The following is a 16,540-nucleotide window of genomic DNA, read 5'->3' as shown; positions in this document are numbered from 1 at the left end:
GGCTCGCCGGCCGCGCCCGCCGCCCCGCGCGCCGGGGCGCTTCCGGATCAGTGCACGCGCCCGATGCCGCGGCGGATGAACGCCGAGCGGCTCGCGGCCGCGCTGGACGACGCGCCGCCGCTCGGCGCGGCCCTGAGCGCCGCGAAGGCCGGGGCAGGCTCGCAGACAAGCGCCGTAAGATCCTGATTCCGGCGCCTCAGATCGTTCAAGGTGCGCGGCTCGCCGGTCACCGGATCAGGGATGGTGGTCCCCGTCATGAAGCCCGACAGCGACGCCTCGTTCCCGGGCGACCTCGGGTTCACGTGCAGGAACCCCGTCCCTGTCTCCGCCGCGCCGTGGCACCCGTTGCAGGTGTTGAGCGAGAACTTGTGCCGTGCCTCGTTGTTGAGGATGCCAGGAGCGGTCCAGGCCGTGAGGTTGTTGAACGACGATCCGCCGAGGAACGGGCTCCCCTGGAACGTGTCGGGCACCGTGTGCTGCTCCGCGATGATCGAGGCCTCGTTCTGGTTCACGAAGGCAGCGAGCGTGGGCGATCCGTCGAACCCGAGATCCGGCGTCAGCTTGACGGTCTCCGGCCGCAGGAAGCCCGTCTGGGCCGAGAGGACGAACTCGCGCAGCTCCCACGGCCCCGCGAGCGCGATCTCGTTCGTGCGGAGCTGCCCGAGCGAGCTCCCGTTCGGCTTGCCGGGCGCGGCGTTCCGGCCTGCGAACCGCGTGGTGATGTCCTGGAGCGCCGCGTTGTACGCTTCGGACGGGAAGGGCAGGCTGCCGAGGGCGTGCCAGTCGTTGGCCCAGTCGAGCACGTCGGCCTCGGTCGACGCGGGGAGCTTGTACTCCAGGATCACCGTGAACTGCTGCGGGAAGCCCTGGCTGACGACGCCGAACACGAACCTCCCTTCGCCGGCGTTGCCTTCGGCGAGGTTGCGCACGTCGATCCTGTTGACGATGCCGAGCAGCAAGAGCGGCGCCTGCTGCAGGTCGAGCGACCCGTCAGGGCTCCTCGGCCACTCGTCGAGCACGACCTGTTGAATCGCCGGGCGCGCCGGCACGGTGAAGCCGTTCACGGCCTGATCGGTCAGCCAGGTGCTGAAGAGCTCCTCGACCATCGCCGGGGCATCGGCGGGCGTGGGCGCCATGTCCTCCATCAGGCGCGCGAACGTCCATGCGCCCGTGCGCGGATCGCCCGGCGGCCCGTTGAACGTCGTGCGGAGGGGATCCTCGACCACGCTGAGGTGCTTCACGAAGATCTCTCGGCTCGTCCGGACGAAGCACCCCGTCGGCTCGGTCAGCTCGAAGTCGAGGGCCCCCGAGGCGACGAAGAACTGGGGCGAGCTGAAGTCGACAACGGAGAAGGGGATCTCGTGGGCGCCGGGCTCCGCGTCCTCGGTGCCGGTGACGGTGACGGGGAACGTCGCCGTGGTCCCGGGCAGGACGCCCGGGAAGAACTGGGGATCCGCGGAGACGTCGATCCCCGCCGAGGGGCTGGAGATCTGGAGGAAGTAGTCGCCGGCGGTGCACGAGCCGACATCGTTGTTGGTGACGGCGATCTGGTACGGCACCGGTGTGTTCGGGGCGACCACGCCGCTGCTCTCCGGCGTGACGACGAGCGTCGCGGGGCGCCTGAGGCAGGAGAGCTGGGCGATCTCGAAGGCGGTCGTCGGTGAGGCCGAGAGCCAGACCTCGTCGAGCACGCCCGTGAAGCGCTCCTTCTGCACGTTGTTGCCGATACGGATGGGCGCGTCGATGTCGTGGAGCGTGCCCGCCGCGCTGATCTGGCCGACCTGCTCGCCGTTCAGGAAGAGCCGCACGAACCTGCCGTCGAAGGTGCCCGCGACGTGGGTCCACACGTTGGCCTGGATGGGGGCGCGGGAGGTGACCGTCCGCCCGTTGGTCAAGGTCACGGTGAACCGCGCCTGGCTGTTCCGGATGTCGAGCGAGAAGCTCGTCTCTCCGCCGCCCTTCTCTTGCACGATGGTCCGCGGCGTCGACCCCGACACCGCGGTCGGCTTGACCCACGCGGCGACCGCGAGGTTCTGTCCGAACGTGAAGCCTGCATCGTCGTCGACCAGGATCTTGTCGTTGTCCTTGTTGAAGGCGACGCCGAGGCCGCTGATCCCTTGAGCGCACGCCGCGTTGGCCGAGCGGGTGGCCGTGTTGCCGTTGCCCGACGAGTCGAACAGCGCCGTCGTCGCGGCGTTGCAGTCGTCGAGCTGCCAGAAGCCGACGGCCGGCGGCCCCACCGGGGGCGGATCGCCGGGGTCGCCGCCGCCGACGCCGACGCCGGTGGTGGTGGCGGGGTCGCCGCCGCCGACGCCGGCGATGGACGAGGTGCTGCTGCTGCCCGAGCCGCCGACGCCGACGCTGCTGGAGCTGGCGACCACGCTGCTGCCGGAGCCGCCGGCGCCACCGCCGCCGACGCCGACGCCGACGCCGGTGGTGGAGGTGGCGACCGAGCTGCTGCCGAAGCCGCCGACGCCGGTGCCGACGCCGCTGACGGCGCTCGACGCGCCGACTGTCGCTTCGAGGGCTAGTTCTGCATCGCCGAGTGAGCCTTCATCGACGCCATAGCTTCCGCACGCGGCGGCGCCCGAGGCGAGCAGGGCGAGGACCGCGGCCGAGCTGGTTTTGATTGAGAGAGGATGGGCGAAGCCGAAGGAGAGGTTCCGCATCTGCGTTCTCGTTGGGTAAGAGTTGACTGCACGAGCGCCGTCCGGCCGCAGCTCGAGCTGCGGTCGGCGACGCGAACAGGCGACTGTCAGACCCGACCGGGCTGTTCGGGTTTGGGCGCTGGTGCGGAGCACCCTATTGGCAATTGATATGCCCGGCCCAAGATCGAGATTTTCGCCCTGTGGCGTCGAACCCAGCGTACCTGGCCATGTCGTTGAACCCCGACACTGGCACATCTGGCACACCCATTTTGCGGTCCCAGGCGGGTGCTCGAGATCAAACAAGCACGCTTCCGACGCGTCCAAATGGTGCGCAGCTGCGCGCGGCCAAGAGGGACAACAAGGCTCCTCCTCGCAGCCGCGCGCCCGTCACACTTCGTCCCGACCGCAGCTCCGCCGTCGAGCGACCATCCATTGCGCCGCTTCTATATGCCGCGCCGCCGCATCCACCTTCGCCGCGCGGCACCTGCCCCCGGCAAGTTTCCGCCGCGCGATCCTCTCCGCTCTTTCTCCGACCTCTGATACACCCGTTAGCGGAGCTCTCCCGCACAGGAGACGGGCCCAGATCGGCGTTTTCGGCGCGGAGGCGTACTCATGTACGCCGAGCACCGAAAACGTCGAGATGGGCCCGTATCCGAAGCGGGAGAGCTCCTCAGGAGGAAGACCAGCGGGGACCGCGGGGGGTGTCTTCGAGCACGACGCCTGCCTCGGTCAGCAGGTTGCGGATGGCGTCCGCCTTGGCGAAGTCCTTCGCCTTCCGGGCCGCCTGGCGCATCGCGATCAGCCGGTCGATCGCGGCGTCACCCCCGCGCCCCGCCGCGCCCTCGGCAGGGGCGAGCGCGTAGTCCGGGACGAGCTCCGGATAGAGCGCCGGCTCGGCGATCTCCACCCCGAACACCGCGAGGTGACGCACGATGGCCCGGTAGACAGCGAGCATCGAGGGGCGATCCTCGCACTGCTCGATCCCCGCCGAGTAGAGCGCGCTCACGTAATCGAAAAATGCAGCCACGGCGTTCGGTGTGTTCAGGTCGTCGTCCATCGACTCGATGAAGCGCGCGATGAACCGCTCGGTGAGCTCCCCGAACTGGCCGTGAACGTACTGGTGGCGCATCCTCGGGAACCGCTCTTCCTCGGGGCGCTGCGACGCGTACGCGCCCGGGGCGAGGGGAGCCTCCGTCGCGCCGCGCAGCTTTTCGGCGAGGACCGTCGCGAGCTTCTTGATGCGCGCATAGCCCGCAGCGGATTGCTGGAGCAGCTCCCAGCCGAACGGGAGCTTGCAACGGTAATGCTGCGTCACGAAGAACCACCGCGCCTCGTCGTGCCCGTGCCTCGACAGGAGCTCCTCGACGGAGATGACGTTCCCGAGGCTCTTCGACATCTTCACGTCCTTGAGATCGAGGTGCTCCGGGTGCAGCCAGTAGCGCACCCAGGGCCGCCCGCAGAGCGGCTCGCTCTGCGCGATCTCGTTCTCGTGATGAGGGAACATGTTGTCGATGCCGCCCCCGTGGACGTCGAAATGGTCGCCCAGGAGCGCCGTGCTCATCGCCGAGCACTCGATGTGCCAGCCGGGGCGCCCGGTCGGCCACCCCTCCTCGCCGGTGCCCCAGCTCGGCTGGCCCGCGCCGGTCGGCTTCCAGAGGCTGAAGTCCGCCGGGTGCCTCTTCCGAGCGAAGTCCTCCTCGACGCGGCCGCTCGCCCCGACCTCCTGCTCGTCGACCTTGCGCCCCGAGAGCTCACCGTAGGACGCCCACGTGCCGACCTCGTAGAAGACCTCGCCGTTCGCCGTGTAGGCGTGGCCCTTCTCGATCAGGCGCTTCGCCATGTCGACCTGCTCGTCGACGAAGTCGGTGGCGCGCGTGTAGACGGCGTAGTCCTTGATGTGGAGCTTGCGGCAGTCGCGCCGGAACGCCGCGATGTTCCGCTCGGCGACGTCGACGGCGCCCTCGCGCTCGCTCGCGCGCTGCATGATGCGATCGTCGATGTCCGTGTAGTTGATGATGCTCAGCACATGATAGCCGCGGTACTCGAGGTAGCGGCGGAAGACGTCCCAGAAGCAGTAGGTGCGGGCATGCCCGATGTGCATCGGAGCGTAGACCGTGAGACCGCACGTGTAGATGCGCACGACCTTCGGCCGGGCGGAGACGAAAGGCTCCTTCTTCCTCGTGAGCGTGTTATGGACCTTGAGCGGCATCGGCCACCTACGTGAGTGTGCGAGCACCCCCCCGGGGCCGCGTACGCTACCCTGGCCCCGCGGCCCGGTCAACGCGGAACCTCGCCGGTTTTCCCTGTGGTTTCGCGGTGTCGTGCCTCGTCTCGCCACGTCTTGCCACGTCTTGCGGCCGTCCTCCCTCCGGTCTACGCAACCGCGCATGCACATCACTTCAAGGACCTTGCTGTTCGTCCTGGCTGGCGCGCTCTCCCTCTCCGCGTGCGCGGGGAGCCCGCCGCCCGTCGAGAGCGCCCCGCCGCCCCCGCCACCGGCCCCCACGCAGGCGCCTCCGGCCGCCGCGCCGGCCGCGCAGCCCGAGGCGGCGACGCCGCCCAAGGCGGACCCGGAAGCCGAGAAGAAGCAGGCGGAGCTCGCCAAGCTCGCCGAGGACACGAAGGCCATGGAGGCCAAGGCCGACAAGGAGGCGGCGCGGTTCGACGACGCGCTCAAGGCCGAGGTCAAGGCGCTCATCGCGGCCAATTACCCGAGCGCGGGCGCCGCGCTGCGGGCGGCGCTCAAGGGGAAGCACCGCACCCCGGGCAACGCCGAGCGCGACGCCGCCCGGCACCCGGTCGAGACCCTGGAGTTCTTCGGCCTCAAGCAGACGAGCACGGTCATCGAGCTCGGGGCCGGCGAGGGCTGGTACACCGAGCTGCTCGCGCCGGTGCTCGCGAAGAAGGGCAAGCTCCTCATCACGGCGTTCGATCCGAACGGCCCCGAGGACTCGCGCAACACGCTCTATGGAAAGCGCGTGAAGCGCCTGCTCGAGAAGTCACCCGATCTGTTCGGCAAGGTCGATGTCATCGTGATCGATCGCGACAGCCCGAAGCTCGGGATCGAGGGCAAGGCCGACCTCGTCATCGCCATTCGCGAGGCGCACAACTGGCACCGGAACGGCAAGTTCGACGCCTACGTCGCCGAGGCGTTCAAGGCGCTCAAGCCGGGCGGCGTCTTCGGTATCGAGGCGCACCGCGCCAAGCCCGACGCCAACCCCGATGAGAGCGCGAAGCAGGGATACCTCCCGGAAGCGTGGGTGATCCAGAAGATCGAGTCGGCCGGCTTCAAGCTCGGCGGCAAGTCCGAGGTCAACGCGAATCCGAAGGACACGAAAGACTACCCGGAAGGGGTCTGGACCCTGCCGCCGAACTTCCGGCTCGGCGACAAGGATCGCGCGCGTTACGCCGCGATCGGCGAGAGCGACCGCATGACCCTCAAGTTCGTCAAGCCCGCCCGCTGACCCGCTCCGCTTCGGATACGGGCCCACCTCGACGTTTTCGGTGCTCAGCGCACCGGAGTGCGCTTGCGCGCCGAAAACGCCGATCTGGGCCCGTCTCCTGTGCGGGTGACCGGCGCTCGCGGCCCCGCTCTAGGCGGGCGCCGCGGCGCGGCCCGATGACCGCACGAACACGCGGCGCATCGGGATCGTGGCGCCGGCGGCGCCCGGGACCCGGTGTGACAGGAAGGCGACGCCATCGAGCATGGCCGGCGACGCGTACACGCCCGGCTCCGCCGTCTCCGGGAGGCACGAGGAGAGCTCGAGGAGGTTCCCGCCCACCAGGACGCCGTCCTCGGTGAGCACCGCGTCGCCGGCGTGGAGGCAGAAGCGGACGCTGATCCTGGGATCGCGCTGGCCCGGCCCGGCGAGCCGCGTGTGCAGCGCGATGGCGGCCGCGATCGCGCGGTGGCGCGCCTCCTCGGTGCCGCGCTCATCGCGCCGAAAGGGCGCCGCGAGCAGCACGCTGGTGCTCGTGATCGCGAGCGGCGAGAACCCCGAGGGCGCGAGCGCGGCCACGGCGCCCGGGACCACGGCCTCGAAATCGGCCAGGAAAGCGTCGGTGGGGGCCTCGAGCGCGCGGCTCTCGGCGAGGACCTCGACGAGCAGCCCGATGGCGAGGCGCCGGACGTGCCCCGCCTCCACCGCGCCGGTCCGCGCGATCCGCGCCGTCGCGGCCCGCACGTCGCCCAGGAACGCGGCGACGTCCGGGTGGCGGCCCGCGGGATCCTTGCTCATGGCCCGCACGACGATATCGTCGAACGCCGGGTCGACCGGCGCGTGCAGGCTCGGGCGGGGCGGCGCCTGGTGCAGGTGCAGGTGGCGCAGCACCGGATACGTGGTCGCCAGGAATGGCATGGATCCCGCGATCATCGTGTAGAGCAGCGCGCCGAGCGCATAGACGTCGGTCCGCATGTCGACAGGCCGGTTGAGGAGCTGCTCGGGCGACATGAACGCCGGGGTCCCCACGACGTGCCGTGACGACGTGAGCGAGAGATCCGTCGCGCCGAGCAGCTTCGCGATGCCGAAGTCGAGCAGCACGACCCTGAGCTCCCCGCCGCGCTCGCACAGGATCACGTTCGAGGGCTTCACGTCGCGGTGGATGATCCCGAGCGCGTGGACCGCGGCGAGCGCGCCGCAGAGCGGATCGAGGATCGCGAGCGCCTCGTCCGCCGAGAGGCGCCCGCGGGCGAACAGGTGCTGCTCGAGGCTCCTGCCCTGGAGGAGCTCCATCGCGAAGTAGGGCCGCCCGTCGTCGAGCCGCCCGACGTCGAGGATCTCAACGACGTTCGGGTGCCGGATCCGCCCGATCGCGTCCACCTCGCGCTGGAAGCGGAGCACCACGTCGGCGCGCGAGATCAGGTCGGCGTGCATGATCTTCACCGCCGCCGGCGCCTTGCTCGCCGCGTGCACCGCGCGGTGGACGACGCCGAACCCCCCCTCGGCGATGACGCCGTCGAGGAGGTACTCGCCTGCCCGCAGCGTCGCGGCGCGCGGGGCGCCCGGGCCGGCGTCCTCGCGATCGCGTGTGTCGGGCGTGTGTTGTTTCCATGTCCGCGACGTGACCAACGGCGGTTCGCCCGCCGCGGGGGCGTCGGCCGGCGGCGCGGCGGGAAGCGGCTCATCGTTCTGACCAGGGTTCTTCATGGGATATGCGACAGCCGCTTACTTCCTCAATGACAACTGCTGAGCTCGCGCATTACAGTACGCGTAAGCCGGTGTCGAACGCGACCCCGGTTGCCGGCAGACGAGCCGAATCATGCACCGTTGCTCCGTATGTCACGGGCGGCTCGCCGCTGGCGCTCCGTGTGTCAGAGATGGCTTCGTCCCGCCGCCCGGTGAGCGTGACACCGTGGAGCGCGCGGCGCCCGCGATCGAGGGCTTCTCGCTGCTCGGTCCGCTCGGTCATGGCGGCTTCTCCGACGTATGGGCCGCGCAGCAGGGCTGCGATGGAGCGCCGGTCGCCATCAAGGTGGGGAGGCACGCGGCGTGGAACCTGCGCGAGCGGTTCCGGCGGGAGGCCGCGCTGCTCGAGCGCGTCGGCGTGCCGCACGCCCCGCAGCTGGTCGCTTGCGGCGAGCTCCCCGGGGGGCAGCCCTATCTCGTGATGGAGCGGCTCTTCGGCCAGACCCTCGCCGAGGAGCTGGCGGCGCTGCGCGCGCCGCTCGATCCGGATCGCGCCGCCGGGCGCGCGGATGCGATCCTCGCCGTGATCGAGGCGGCGCACGCGCGCGGCGTCATCCACCGCGATCTCAAGCCGGAGAACCTCTTCCTGCTCGGATCGAGCGACCGCGCGGTGCTGCTCGATTTCGGCCTGGCGAGGCCCGCCGAAGGCGTCGAGCCGCCGGACGCGCCGGCAGGCGCGACGCGCGCCGGCGACATCGTGGGGACGCCGGAGTACATGGCTCCGGAGCTGCTCCGGGGCGACGCCTCGCGGATCGACGCGCGCGCAGACATCTACGCGTTCGGCGTGATCCTGTTCGAGCTGCTCACCCTGCGCCCGCCGTTCGTCGGGGGCGAGACCGCCGTCGAGCACGGCCACCTGGCGCTGCGCCCGCCGCGCCCGAGCGATCTCGTGGACGTCCCCGAGGGGCTTGAGGCGCTGACGCTCGCCTGCCTCGCCAAGGACCCGAGCCGCCGCCCGGACAGCGCCGCCGCGCTCCGGCGCACCCTGCACGCCCTGCGCGCGCGGCCTCGCGCCGACTCGATCCCGCCTCCGTCCGCGCCGCGATCGCAGCGGCAGGGCGACGGCGCCGCGGCGGCCGTCGCCGAGGGGCTGCAGCCGGTCGCGCTGCTCTTCGCGGAGGGCGGCGCCGGGCCGGTGATCGCGGCCATCGGCGGCCGCCGGGGGTTCGTCGCGCGGCAGCGCGGGCAGCGCTGCCTCGCCGTGTTCTCCGCGAGGGACGTCGACGATCCAGCCCGCGCCGCGCTGGCCGCGGCGCGCGATCTCGCGCTGAGCGGCGGCGCGCGCGTGGCGCTGCACCTCGCCAGCGTGCGCCTGCGCAGGATCGCCGGCGGGCTGCACGCCGCCTACGGCGCGCCGGTCGAGCGCCCCGAGGCGTGGTTGCCGGCCGAGCCCTGGGGCGGCCTCGCGATGACCGAGGAGTTCGAGCGCGCGCTGCCCGACGACGAGCTCGCCCCCACGCCGCCAGGCGACCCGGAGAGCCTGCGCGAGCCGGCGCTGCTCGGCCGCGACGACGTGCTCTCGGCGCTCGCGGCCAGCGCGACCGACGCCTTCGACGGGACGTGCCCCGGCCTGTTCACGCTCATCGGCGACGCCGGTCTCGGCAAGACGCGCCTCGCGGCCGAGGCGGCCAGCATCGCCGGCGTGCCGGTCCCGGACGTGCGCGTGGTGGCCGTGCGCGCGCTCCACCCCATCCACGGCGGCGCCGCGCAGGCCGTGCGCGCGCTCCTCTCCGTCGCGCTCGACGCGCCGAGGGAGAGCCCCGGAGATCCGCGGCAGTTCTGCGTGGAGCGGCTCGGCGAGACGCTCGGCGGCGCGACGTGGGAGGCCGTCGCCGCGGCGCTCGGCTGGGCCGGGCCCCGCGGTGGGCGCCTGGCCGGGGAGGCCCGCAACGGCCTGATGCTGGCGCTCGCCGAGGCGCTCCGCCGCGGGGCGCGCCGCGGCCCCCTCGCCGTGATCCTCGACGACGCCGACCAGGCGGACGACGTCCTGCTCGACGCGCTCGAGTACGCCACGCTCGACGGCGAGGGCACCCCCCTCTGGGTGGTCGTGACCGCGCGCCATCGCTTCGAGCAGGCCCGTCCCAGCTGGGGCCAGCGCAACCAGCGCCACACCCGCGTGACGCTCGCGCCCCTCGCGGAGGAGGCGGCGATGGATCTCGCCTCGCGCCTGCTCTTGCCGGCCGAGTACCCGCCGGCGGAGATCCTCCGCCGGCTGGCCGACTGGGCGGGGGGCAACCCGGATTGCCTGCGGCAGCTCGTCCGCTCGCTCAAGCGCGCGGGCGTCGTGCGCCGGCGCGCCGGCGGCGGCTCGTACGTGGCGACCGCGGAGGTCGAGGCGCTGCCGCCGGCGCCGGCGTGGCAATGGCTCGCGGCGCAGCGGCTCGACGATCTGCCGCCGGAGCTCGCGACGTGCGCCCGGGTCTGCTCGGCGCTCGGCATGTCGTTCGATCGCGCCGAGCTCGAGGCGGTGCTGGACGGCCTGGAGCGCGCGGGCGGCGCCGGAGCGATGGTCGACGCGGGCTTCGGGCTCGCGGCCCTCGTCGAGCGGCGGATCCTGCTGCGCGACGGCGAGGGCCGCGGCGGCGGCTTGGACGACCGGCACGCGTTCCAGAACGCGGTCCTCCAGGAGGCGGTCTACGAGATGCTCGACCCGGCGCACCGCGCCGCGATCCACCGGAGCGCCCTCGCGTACTGGCGGGCGCAGGTGGCGGCCGGCTCGACCGACGGCCTCCGCGCGCTCGCGCGCCACGCGGCCGTGTGCGGCGAGCGCGCCGAGGCGGCCGACGCCTACCTCGCGCTCGGCGATCTCGCGTCCGCGCGGCACGACGCCGTCGAGGCCGACCGGCGCTACGACGCCGCGCTCCAGATCGCCGAGCAAGGCGACGCGCCCCGGCGCGCGCGCGCGCTCGCCGGCCGCGGCAGGAGCCGGTACCGGATGTGCCGCGTCCGGGAGGCGCGGAGCGATTTCGGCGACGCGCTCGCGCTGGCCGAGGCGCTCGGCGACGCGCAGGCGAGGGCGAGCCTCCTGCTCGAGGATGCGACCGTGCTCGACTGGGCCTTCGAGTTCGAGGCGTCGGCGCGCCGGGTGGAGGAGGCGCGGCCGCTCGTCAACAACGCGCACGCGCACGCGCAGGGCTCGCCCGATCTCGCGCTGCGCCTCCGGGTCGCCGAGGCCCGCACCTCGTGGCGGCGGGGGAAGATCGAGGAGGCCATCGCGGAGCTCACCGCGTGCGCCGATCGCGCCGCGGCGTCGGGAGACTACGACGCGCGCGTCCCTGCGTTGATCATGCTGTCGTTCCAGCTCGCGAGCGCAGGTCGCCGCGAGGACGCCGAGCGCGCCTCCGACGACCTGATCGCCCTGGTCACGGCGGCCGGCGATCGATTTCACCTCTGCGGGGCGTACATCAACCGCATCGCGCTGTGGGCCTGGCGGTGGTCGCTGCCGGGCGCGGTCGGCGACCTGCGCCGCGCCGTCGATCTCGCGCGCGAGATCGGCAATCCGTGGCTGGAGAAGATGGCCTCGTACAACGTCGCCGTGCTGCTCCACTGGAGCGACAGGCAGCGGGAGGCGCTCGCGCTCCTGCGGCGCGCCCGGTGGCTGGAAGAGCAGGCCTCCGAGCGCCCGATGCCCCAGACGGCGATGCTGCTCGCGCAGATCCACCTGGCGCTCGACGAGTACGAGCAGGCGAGCCAGCTGGTGCTGTGGATCCAGCGATCGTGCGCCCTCGAGCCGGGCGATCTCACGGAGTACGGCTTGCTCGAGCTCGTGCTCTCGGAGGTCGGGCTCCGGCCGGGACCTCCGTCCTCTCTCGCGTGGGGCGAGGCGATCCGGCGGGCGAAAGACCAGTCGATCGCCGAGCAGACGCTGATGTTCCTTTACTGGCGTGCTCGCATGGCGCTCCGTCGCGGACACGTGCGTGAGGCGGAGGAGGCGCTCGCGAGCGCGCGGGAGCACCGCGGGGAGAGCCCCCTGTGGCTATCCCGCTTCGTGGAGCTGGAGCGCGGGTTGGCGGAGCGGTCGCGGGCTCCGGACGTCCATCCACCCGTGCCGGACTGATGGGAGCCTGTCGCGATAGGGTTTGTTCCGCGTCGTGCTCGGGCGAGTCCGTACTTTCACGCAACGCTTTCGCACAACGCTTTTACACGACGCTTTTACACAACCACCGTGTACCGATTTTCAGCATTGCGCGCCTTCCTGGAAGATGGGAGACTGTTAATTTAAGAAAGATCGATATTGCTGGTCGATGTCTGGTCCTGGCCCTGTGCCTGGCTGCGCGACCACCTCGGAGGAGAGCTGAATGTTATCGACCCGTTTCATCGCGGTTGGTCTCCTTGGTGTCGGTGTGTTCACGGCGGGATGCGCCGCCCCGCTGGACACCGACCCCGTCGAGACGGCGGACACCGACCCCGTCGAGACGGCGGAGCTGCCAATACGGCGCACTGCGGTGCCCATCGGATGTAACGGCCTGCTCCCCAGCGACTTCTGGGCGCCCGCGAACCGCACGGCGTTCCAGACGCTCGGCCGGGCTGCGCTCGCCGGCGCCAACAAGGTCGTGGCCCCGACGGCGCTGCTCGGCACCTCCGGGGGAAAGAGCGTGCTCGACTACACCGTTCGCTGCGCCTTGTCCTCGGAGCAGGTCGTCTACGGTCCGGACGGCCGTGAGTTCCACGGCGCCTTCGGGTTCGCGCCCGAATGGGCGACGCGTGCTCTCACCACCTCGGAGCAGCGCTGGGTCTCGGCGTGCATCTTCCAGCACCTGAACGGCACCGGCGAGCATGTGGATATCTTGCTGCAGGGCAGCCACCCGGCCCTCGATGGCCCCCTGGACGAGGCGCCCTACTCGGAGTTCGTCGTCCACGACGCCACGATGTACGGCAACGCGTTCCTTTCCGGGCCCATCGCCGGGTATGCCTGCATCGATCCCGATCTCAGCGGGGAGCTCTCGGCGCTCTCGCTGAGCTGCCCGCTCGATCTCAGCCTCCTCTCGCTGGAGCGGCTCTGTGGCCACGTGCCGACGTGCGGTATCGCCTTCCTGGGGCTCTGCGATCTGACCTGCGTGAAGAACGCCGCTGGCGACCAGACCTGTTACCCGCTCCCGCTGCTCGGGGCGGTCCTGGGCCCGCTGCTGGGGCCGAGCGTCCAGAGCTACTCCGAGACGATCCGGAGCGAGGTGCGCGACAGCGATCTCCTGCCGCTCTACAACGGCTGCGGCCTGCTCTGAGCGGCGCCTCCGCGGCGGGGCCCGGCGGAGAGGAGGCGCGCCGCGCGCAGGTCACGTCCCGAGGCGCGTCTTCAGCTGCTGAATCGCGTCGGCGATCGCCTTGTCGTCGCGGAAGCAGCACGGATCGCTCCGCCTGCACCGCGCGCCGTGCAGCACCTGGAGCTCGAAGAGCATGCGCTCGTCCCCCTCGGCCGCGGCGCGGCCGAAGAGCGCCCGCTTGCCGCCGCAGCTGGCCCTGCGAAACGCGAAGATGACGCGGAGCGCGGGGGTCGCGCGCGCCATCACGTCGGGCCGGGCCAGGATCTCGCTGGCGCGCCGGGCCGCCTTGGTGCCTCCGCGCGCGCGCACGAGGTCGAGCAGCACGTCCAGCCCGCCGCTGCCGAGCCGGTTCGTGAGCAGGTCGAAGACCTCGTCCGCCGCCGGGTTGTCCTCCTCGAACCCGATGCCCGCCACGGTGGAGAGCACCTCTTCGCGCAGGCCCCTGCTCAGGGCGAGCTCCGGATCGGCCTCCGCGAGGGCCAGCAGCGACCGCGCCCCGAGCACCCAGTTCCTGGTCGCCACGGCCCGGCTGAGCTGCGCGCGCGGGCTCGGGGCGCCGCGGGCGTCGTCCTCGGGCGTCGCGCTCGCCGAGGCGGGAGGGGGCGCTGCCGGCGCCGGCAGGGGCTCGACGGAGGCGACGGCGGGCGTCTCCGTGGTCGCTGCGGGCCGCCGGACGACGAGCCAGAGCGCGACGCCGATCGCGAGCGCCGCCAGGGCCGAGAGCGCCGCCGCGAGGGGCACCCAGCCCGGCGAGGCCGCGGGCCGGCGGTGCGCGCGCGCGAGCAAGGTCGCCCGGGGCCCCGGCCAGGCAGACGGCGCCTGAGCCCTGGGCGCCGCGTTCGCAGCCTGCTCGGCGGCCCCGCCCGCCGCGGTGGCCCCGCCCGCGGTGGCCTGGCCCGCCGCGATGCTCGGGCCCGCTGCGGTGCTCGGGCCCGCCGCGGGAGCCGCCGCCGCGGCGGCCCCGCTCGCCGCGATGGCCCCGCCCGACGGGGCCTGGCCAGCCGCGGCGATCCCGCCCCCTGCCGGCGCCGCGGCGCGCGTGATCGCCGCGAGCCCCTCATCGAGCGCCGCGATGGCGTCGGCCGCCGTCTGGAAACGGAACGACGGATCCTGCTCCATGAGCCGCATCACGGCCTGCTCGACCTCGTAGGGCACCTCCAGATCCGGAGCGCGCGCGCGGAGGGCCGGCGGACCTTCCGGCCCCTGCTGCTTGAGCCGCTCCACCACGTTCTTCGTGCCGAAGGGGTGCTGTCCGGTGAGCATCTCGTAGAGCATGAGCCCGAGCGCATACAGATCCGCGCGCGCGTCCACCGCGTCCATCCCGCGCAGCGCCTCCGGCGCGAGGTACGCGAGCGTGCCGAAGACCTCGCCGGCGCTCGTCAGGGCGGGGGTCGGCGCCGCCGTCTTGCGGCTCTGGCTGGACAGGAGATCGACGTTCACCTTCGCGAGCCCGAAATCGATGAGCCTGACCTGATCGTGCGCGTCGAGCAGGACGTTCTGGGGCTTCACGTCCCGGTGGACGATGCCCTTCTCGTGCGTCGCCGCGAGCGCCGACGCGATCTGGCGCGCGATGCGGAGCGCCCGCGCGGGCGGGAGCCGCCCCCCCGCGATCGCCTCCTTGAGCGGCGTCCCCTCGACGTACTCGAGGACGAGGAAGAACGACGCGTCGTCCAGCTGACCGAAGTCGATCGCGGCGACGACGTTCGGGTGCCGGATGTGCGCTCCCGCGACGGCCTCGCGCTCGAACCGCGCCACGAGCTCCGGCATCCGCCGGGCGAGGGGTCGGAGCAGCTTGATCGCGACCTGCTTGCGGAGGTGCACCTGCTCGCCCCGGTAGACGGCGCCCATCCCGCCCTCCCCGATGAGCTCGTGGACGCGGTAGCGCCCCGAGATCAGGCTCCCGATCAGCGGGTCGCCGCCGGCGCCCCCGGCCGCCGCCGCCTCGATCGCCTCGATGTCCTCGGTGAGCGCCGAGCTCGATAGCTCCTCCATGGGCTGCGCGGCCGGCGCGCCGAGCCTCGGGACCGTGAGGTCCTCGACCAAGGCCGAGCCGAGCGTCTCTTCGGATCGCGGCGTCTCCGGCATGCGGCGCAGGATATCAGGTCGGCCGGCGTCGCGGGGAGGCGGTGAGGAGGCGCTCCACGAGCGGGAGGGGCGCGGGGGTGCGCGACGCGGGCGTCCGCGAGCGCGCGAAATTCACAGGAGGAACGAGACGCCCAGCGAGAACGCCGGGTATCCGAGCCGCATCGTGAGCGTCACGTTCTCCGTGAAGTGGAAGCGCCCGCCGACGAACAGGGCCGGTGAGACCCCGAAGACCCCGTCGCGGCCCACGTCGCCGAGGTACAGCGACAGCCCCGGCTCGCCGAAGACCGACCACTTCCTGTGAAGCCAGAAGTTCCACTGCATCACGACCGAGCCGAACACGTAGTTCGAAGGCGCACCGTACCGGTCGACCTCGGTGCAGATCCGCGTGCCCGCGGGCCCGTTCTCGAAGCGGGTGCAGACGCCGCGGTAGTCCGCGTCCCCTCCGTAGTGGATGCCGTCGAGGCCAAAGCCGATCCCGACCGAATCGTTGAGGCGCTTGATGAAGCCGTCGGGCGCGATGTCGATGGTGGCGCGGAACCCGGCGCCGAGGCCGTTCCCGGCGCCAGGGCCGCCGAGCGGCTCGAACGGCGTGAGGAGGAGGTGCGGCTCCAGCTCGACCTTGTAATCGGGGCGATCGCCGGGGCGCTTGATCGTCATCTGCGCCTCGCCGACCTCGGCCCACCCGATCGTCAGCGCCACGAACGAGAGCGCGGCGGCCAGGAGGCGCGGCGCGCGAAGCTGCGATGTCATCGCTCTCTGCATCGGTCTCGGTCTCCTCAGCATCCGCCGCACGAGCGCGAGCCGTTCGGGCACATGACCGCAGCATCGCCGCCGGGGCAGGTGACGCGGCACTCGCCGCCCACGTTGTCGCAGAACACCTCGCATGAGCCCCGGCACTCGACCTCGCAGGTCGCCACGTTCCGGCAGGTCACGACGCTGCGCGAGCCGACGACGACGCCGCACCGGCTCGTGTCGTGGCACTCGTACCGGCAGTCGCGATCGCAGATGGCCCCGCACGCCGCCGTGTTATGGCAGTTGAGGTCGCAATCGTCCCCGCAGGAGGCCGAGCACTCGTCGACATCGAAGCACTCGAACGAGCACCCGTGCTCGCAGACGGCGCCGCAGCGATCCATCTGGAAGCAGCGCTGGTCGCAATTGTCACCGTCGCAGCCGAGGTAACACTCATCCCCGTTGGAGCACTCGCACGCGTCTCCCTCCACGCAGGCGCCGCTGTTCCAGCAGCTCGCCAGGCAGAGGCTCGCGAAGAGCGTCAGCAAAGTCAGTGCATAGAAGCGCATGGCCGGGCGAGCATACCCGAGCCTCCCGGAAATTGTCACAAAATCCGCGGAGGTACGCGCGG

The 16,540-nt window shown here is 72.0% G+C and carries 9 protein-coding genes; 3 read left to right on the top strand and 6 right to left on the bottom strand.

Annotated features, from left to right (window positions below):
* Positions 1 to 47: 47 nt before the first annotated feature.
* Both WMF29_RS28815 and cysS read right to left on the bottom strand, forming a co-directional pair.
* Positions 48 to 2,669: a LamG-like jellyroll fold domain-containing protein gene (locus tag WMF29_RS28815; protein WP_437323346.1), complete on the bottom strand. Its 2,622-nt coding sequence runs from the start codon at positions 2,667 to 2,669 to the stop codon at positions 48 to 50.
* A 649-nt stretch (positions 2,670 to 3,318) separates the two neighbouring features.
* Positions 3,319 to 4,857 (bottom strand): cysteine--tRNA ligase, encoded by a 1,539-nt coding sequence (cysS, locus tag WMF29_RS28810; protein ID WP_437323345.1) that lies wholly within the window; start codon positions 4,855 to 4,857, stop codon positions 3,319 to 3,321.
* A gap of 178 nt (positions 4,858 to 5,035) precedes the next feature.
* Here cysS and WMF29_RS28805 point away from each other — a divergent pair, with 178 nt between their 5' ends.
* Positions 5,036 to 6,112, top strand: coding sequence for a class I SAM-dependent methyltransferase (locus WMF29_RS28805; RefSeq protein WP_437323344.1), 1,077 nt, complete (start codon positions 5,036 to 5,038; stop codon positions 6,110 to 6,112).
* A 129-nt stretch (positions 6,113 to 6,241) separates the two neighbouring features.
* On the opposite strand, the gene WMF29_RS28800 is transcribed toward WMF29_RS28805, so the two are convergent.
* Complete coding sequence (locus WMF29_RS28800) at positions 6,242 to 7,795, bottom strand: serine/threonine-protein kinase (protein WP_437323343.1); 1,554 nt, start codon at positions 7,793 to 7,795, stop codon at positions 6,242 to 6,244.
* Positions 7,796 to 8,000: 205 nt separating this feature from the next.
* Here WMF29_RS28800 and WMF29_RS28795 point away from each other — a divergent pair, with 205 nt between their 5' ends.
* Complete coding sequence (locus WMF29_RS28795) at positions 8,001 to 11,891, top strand: serine/threonine-protein kinase (RefSeq protein ID WP_437323342.1); 3,891 nt, start codon at positions 8,001 to 8,003, stop codon at positions 11,889 to 11,891.
* A 241-nt stretch (positions 11,892 to 12,132) separates the two neighbouring features.
* Positions 12,133 to 13,056 carry a hypothetical protein gene (locus tag WMF29_RS28790; protein ID WP_437323341.1) on the top strand — a complete coding sequence of 308 codons (924 nt, stop codon included), beginning with the start codon at positions 12,133 to 12,135 and terminating at the stop codon, positions 13,054 to 13,056.
* Between the two features lie 51 nt (positions 13,057 to 13,107).
* Here the strand turns inward: WMF29_RS28790 and WMF29_RS28785 are convergent, their stop codons facing one another.
* The 3 genes from WMF29_RS28785 to WMF29_RS28775 form a co-directional block, all read right to left on the bottom strand.
* Positions 13,108 to 15,180 carry a protein kinase domain-containing protein gene (locus WMF29_RS28785; protein WP_437323340.1) on the bottom strand — a complete coding sequence of 691 codons (2,073 nt, stop codon included), beginning with the start codon at positions 15,178 to 15,180 and terminating at the stop codon, positions 13,108 to 13,110.
* 111 nt (positions 15,181 to 15,291) lie between these two features.
* Entirely contained in the window at positions 15,292 to 15,930 is a 639-nt protein-coding gene (locus tag WMF29_RS28780) for a hypothetical protein (protein ID WP_437323339.1), read from the bottom strand.
* Between the two features lie 26 nt (positions 15,931 to 15,956).
* Positions 15,957 to 16,478, bottom strand: coding sequence for a hypothetical protein (locus tag WMF29_RS28775; protein ID WP_272094248.1), 522 nt, complete (start codon positions 16,476 to 16,478; stop codon positions 15,957 to 15,959).
* Positions 16,479 to 16,540 lie beyond the last annotated feature (62 nt).

Origin of the sequence: Sorangium sp. So ce381 (assembly GCF_051473845.1) — a bacterium.
In the GTDB taxonomy this organism is placed as follows: Bacteria; Myxococcota_A; Polyangia; order Polyangiales; family Polyangiaceae; genus Sorangium; species Sorangium atrum.
The sequence above is the reverse complement of the archived record's forward strand: the minus strand, read 5'-3'. Positions and strand labels throughout refer to the sequence as shown.

Bases quoted from the DNA above. Each gene is read 5' to 3' on its own strand.
- WMF29_RS28815 (WP_437323346.1), bottom strand. From the start codon at position 2,669: ATGCGGAACCTCTCCTTCGGCTTCGCCCATCCTCTCTCAATCAAAACC.
- cysS (WP_437323345.1), bottom strand. From the start codon at position 4,857: ATGCCGCTCAAGGTCCATAACACGCTCACGAGGAAGAAGGAGCCTTTC.
- WMF29_RS28805 (WP_437323344.1), top strand. From the start codon at position 5,036: ATGCACATCACTTCAAGGACCTTGCTGTTCGTCCTGGCTGGCGCGCTC.
- WMF29_RS28800 (WP_437323343.1), bottom strand. From the start codon at position 7,795: ATGAAGAACCCTGGTCAGAACGATGAGCCGCTTCCCGCCGCGCCGCCG.
- WMF29_RS28790 (WP_437323341.1), top strand. From the start codon at position 12,133: ATGTTATCGACCCGTTTCATCGCGGTTGGTCTCCTTGGTGTCGGTGTG.
- WMF29_RS28785 (WP_437323340.1), bottom strand. From the start codon at position 15,180: ATGCCGGAGACGCCGCGATCCGAAGAGACGCTCGGCTCGGCCTTGGTC.
- WMF29_RS28780 (WP_437323339.1), bottom strand. From the start codon at position 15,930: ATGACATCGCAGCTTCGCGCGCCGCGCCTCCTGGCCGCCGCGCTCTCG.
- WMF29_RS28775 (WP_272094248.1), bottom strand. From the start codon at position 16,478: ATGCGCTTCTATGCACTGACTTTGCTGACGCTCTTCGCGAGCCTCTGC.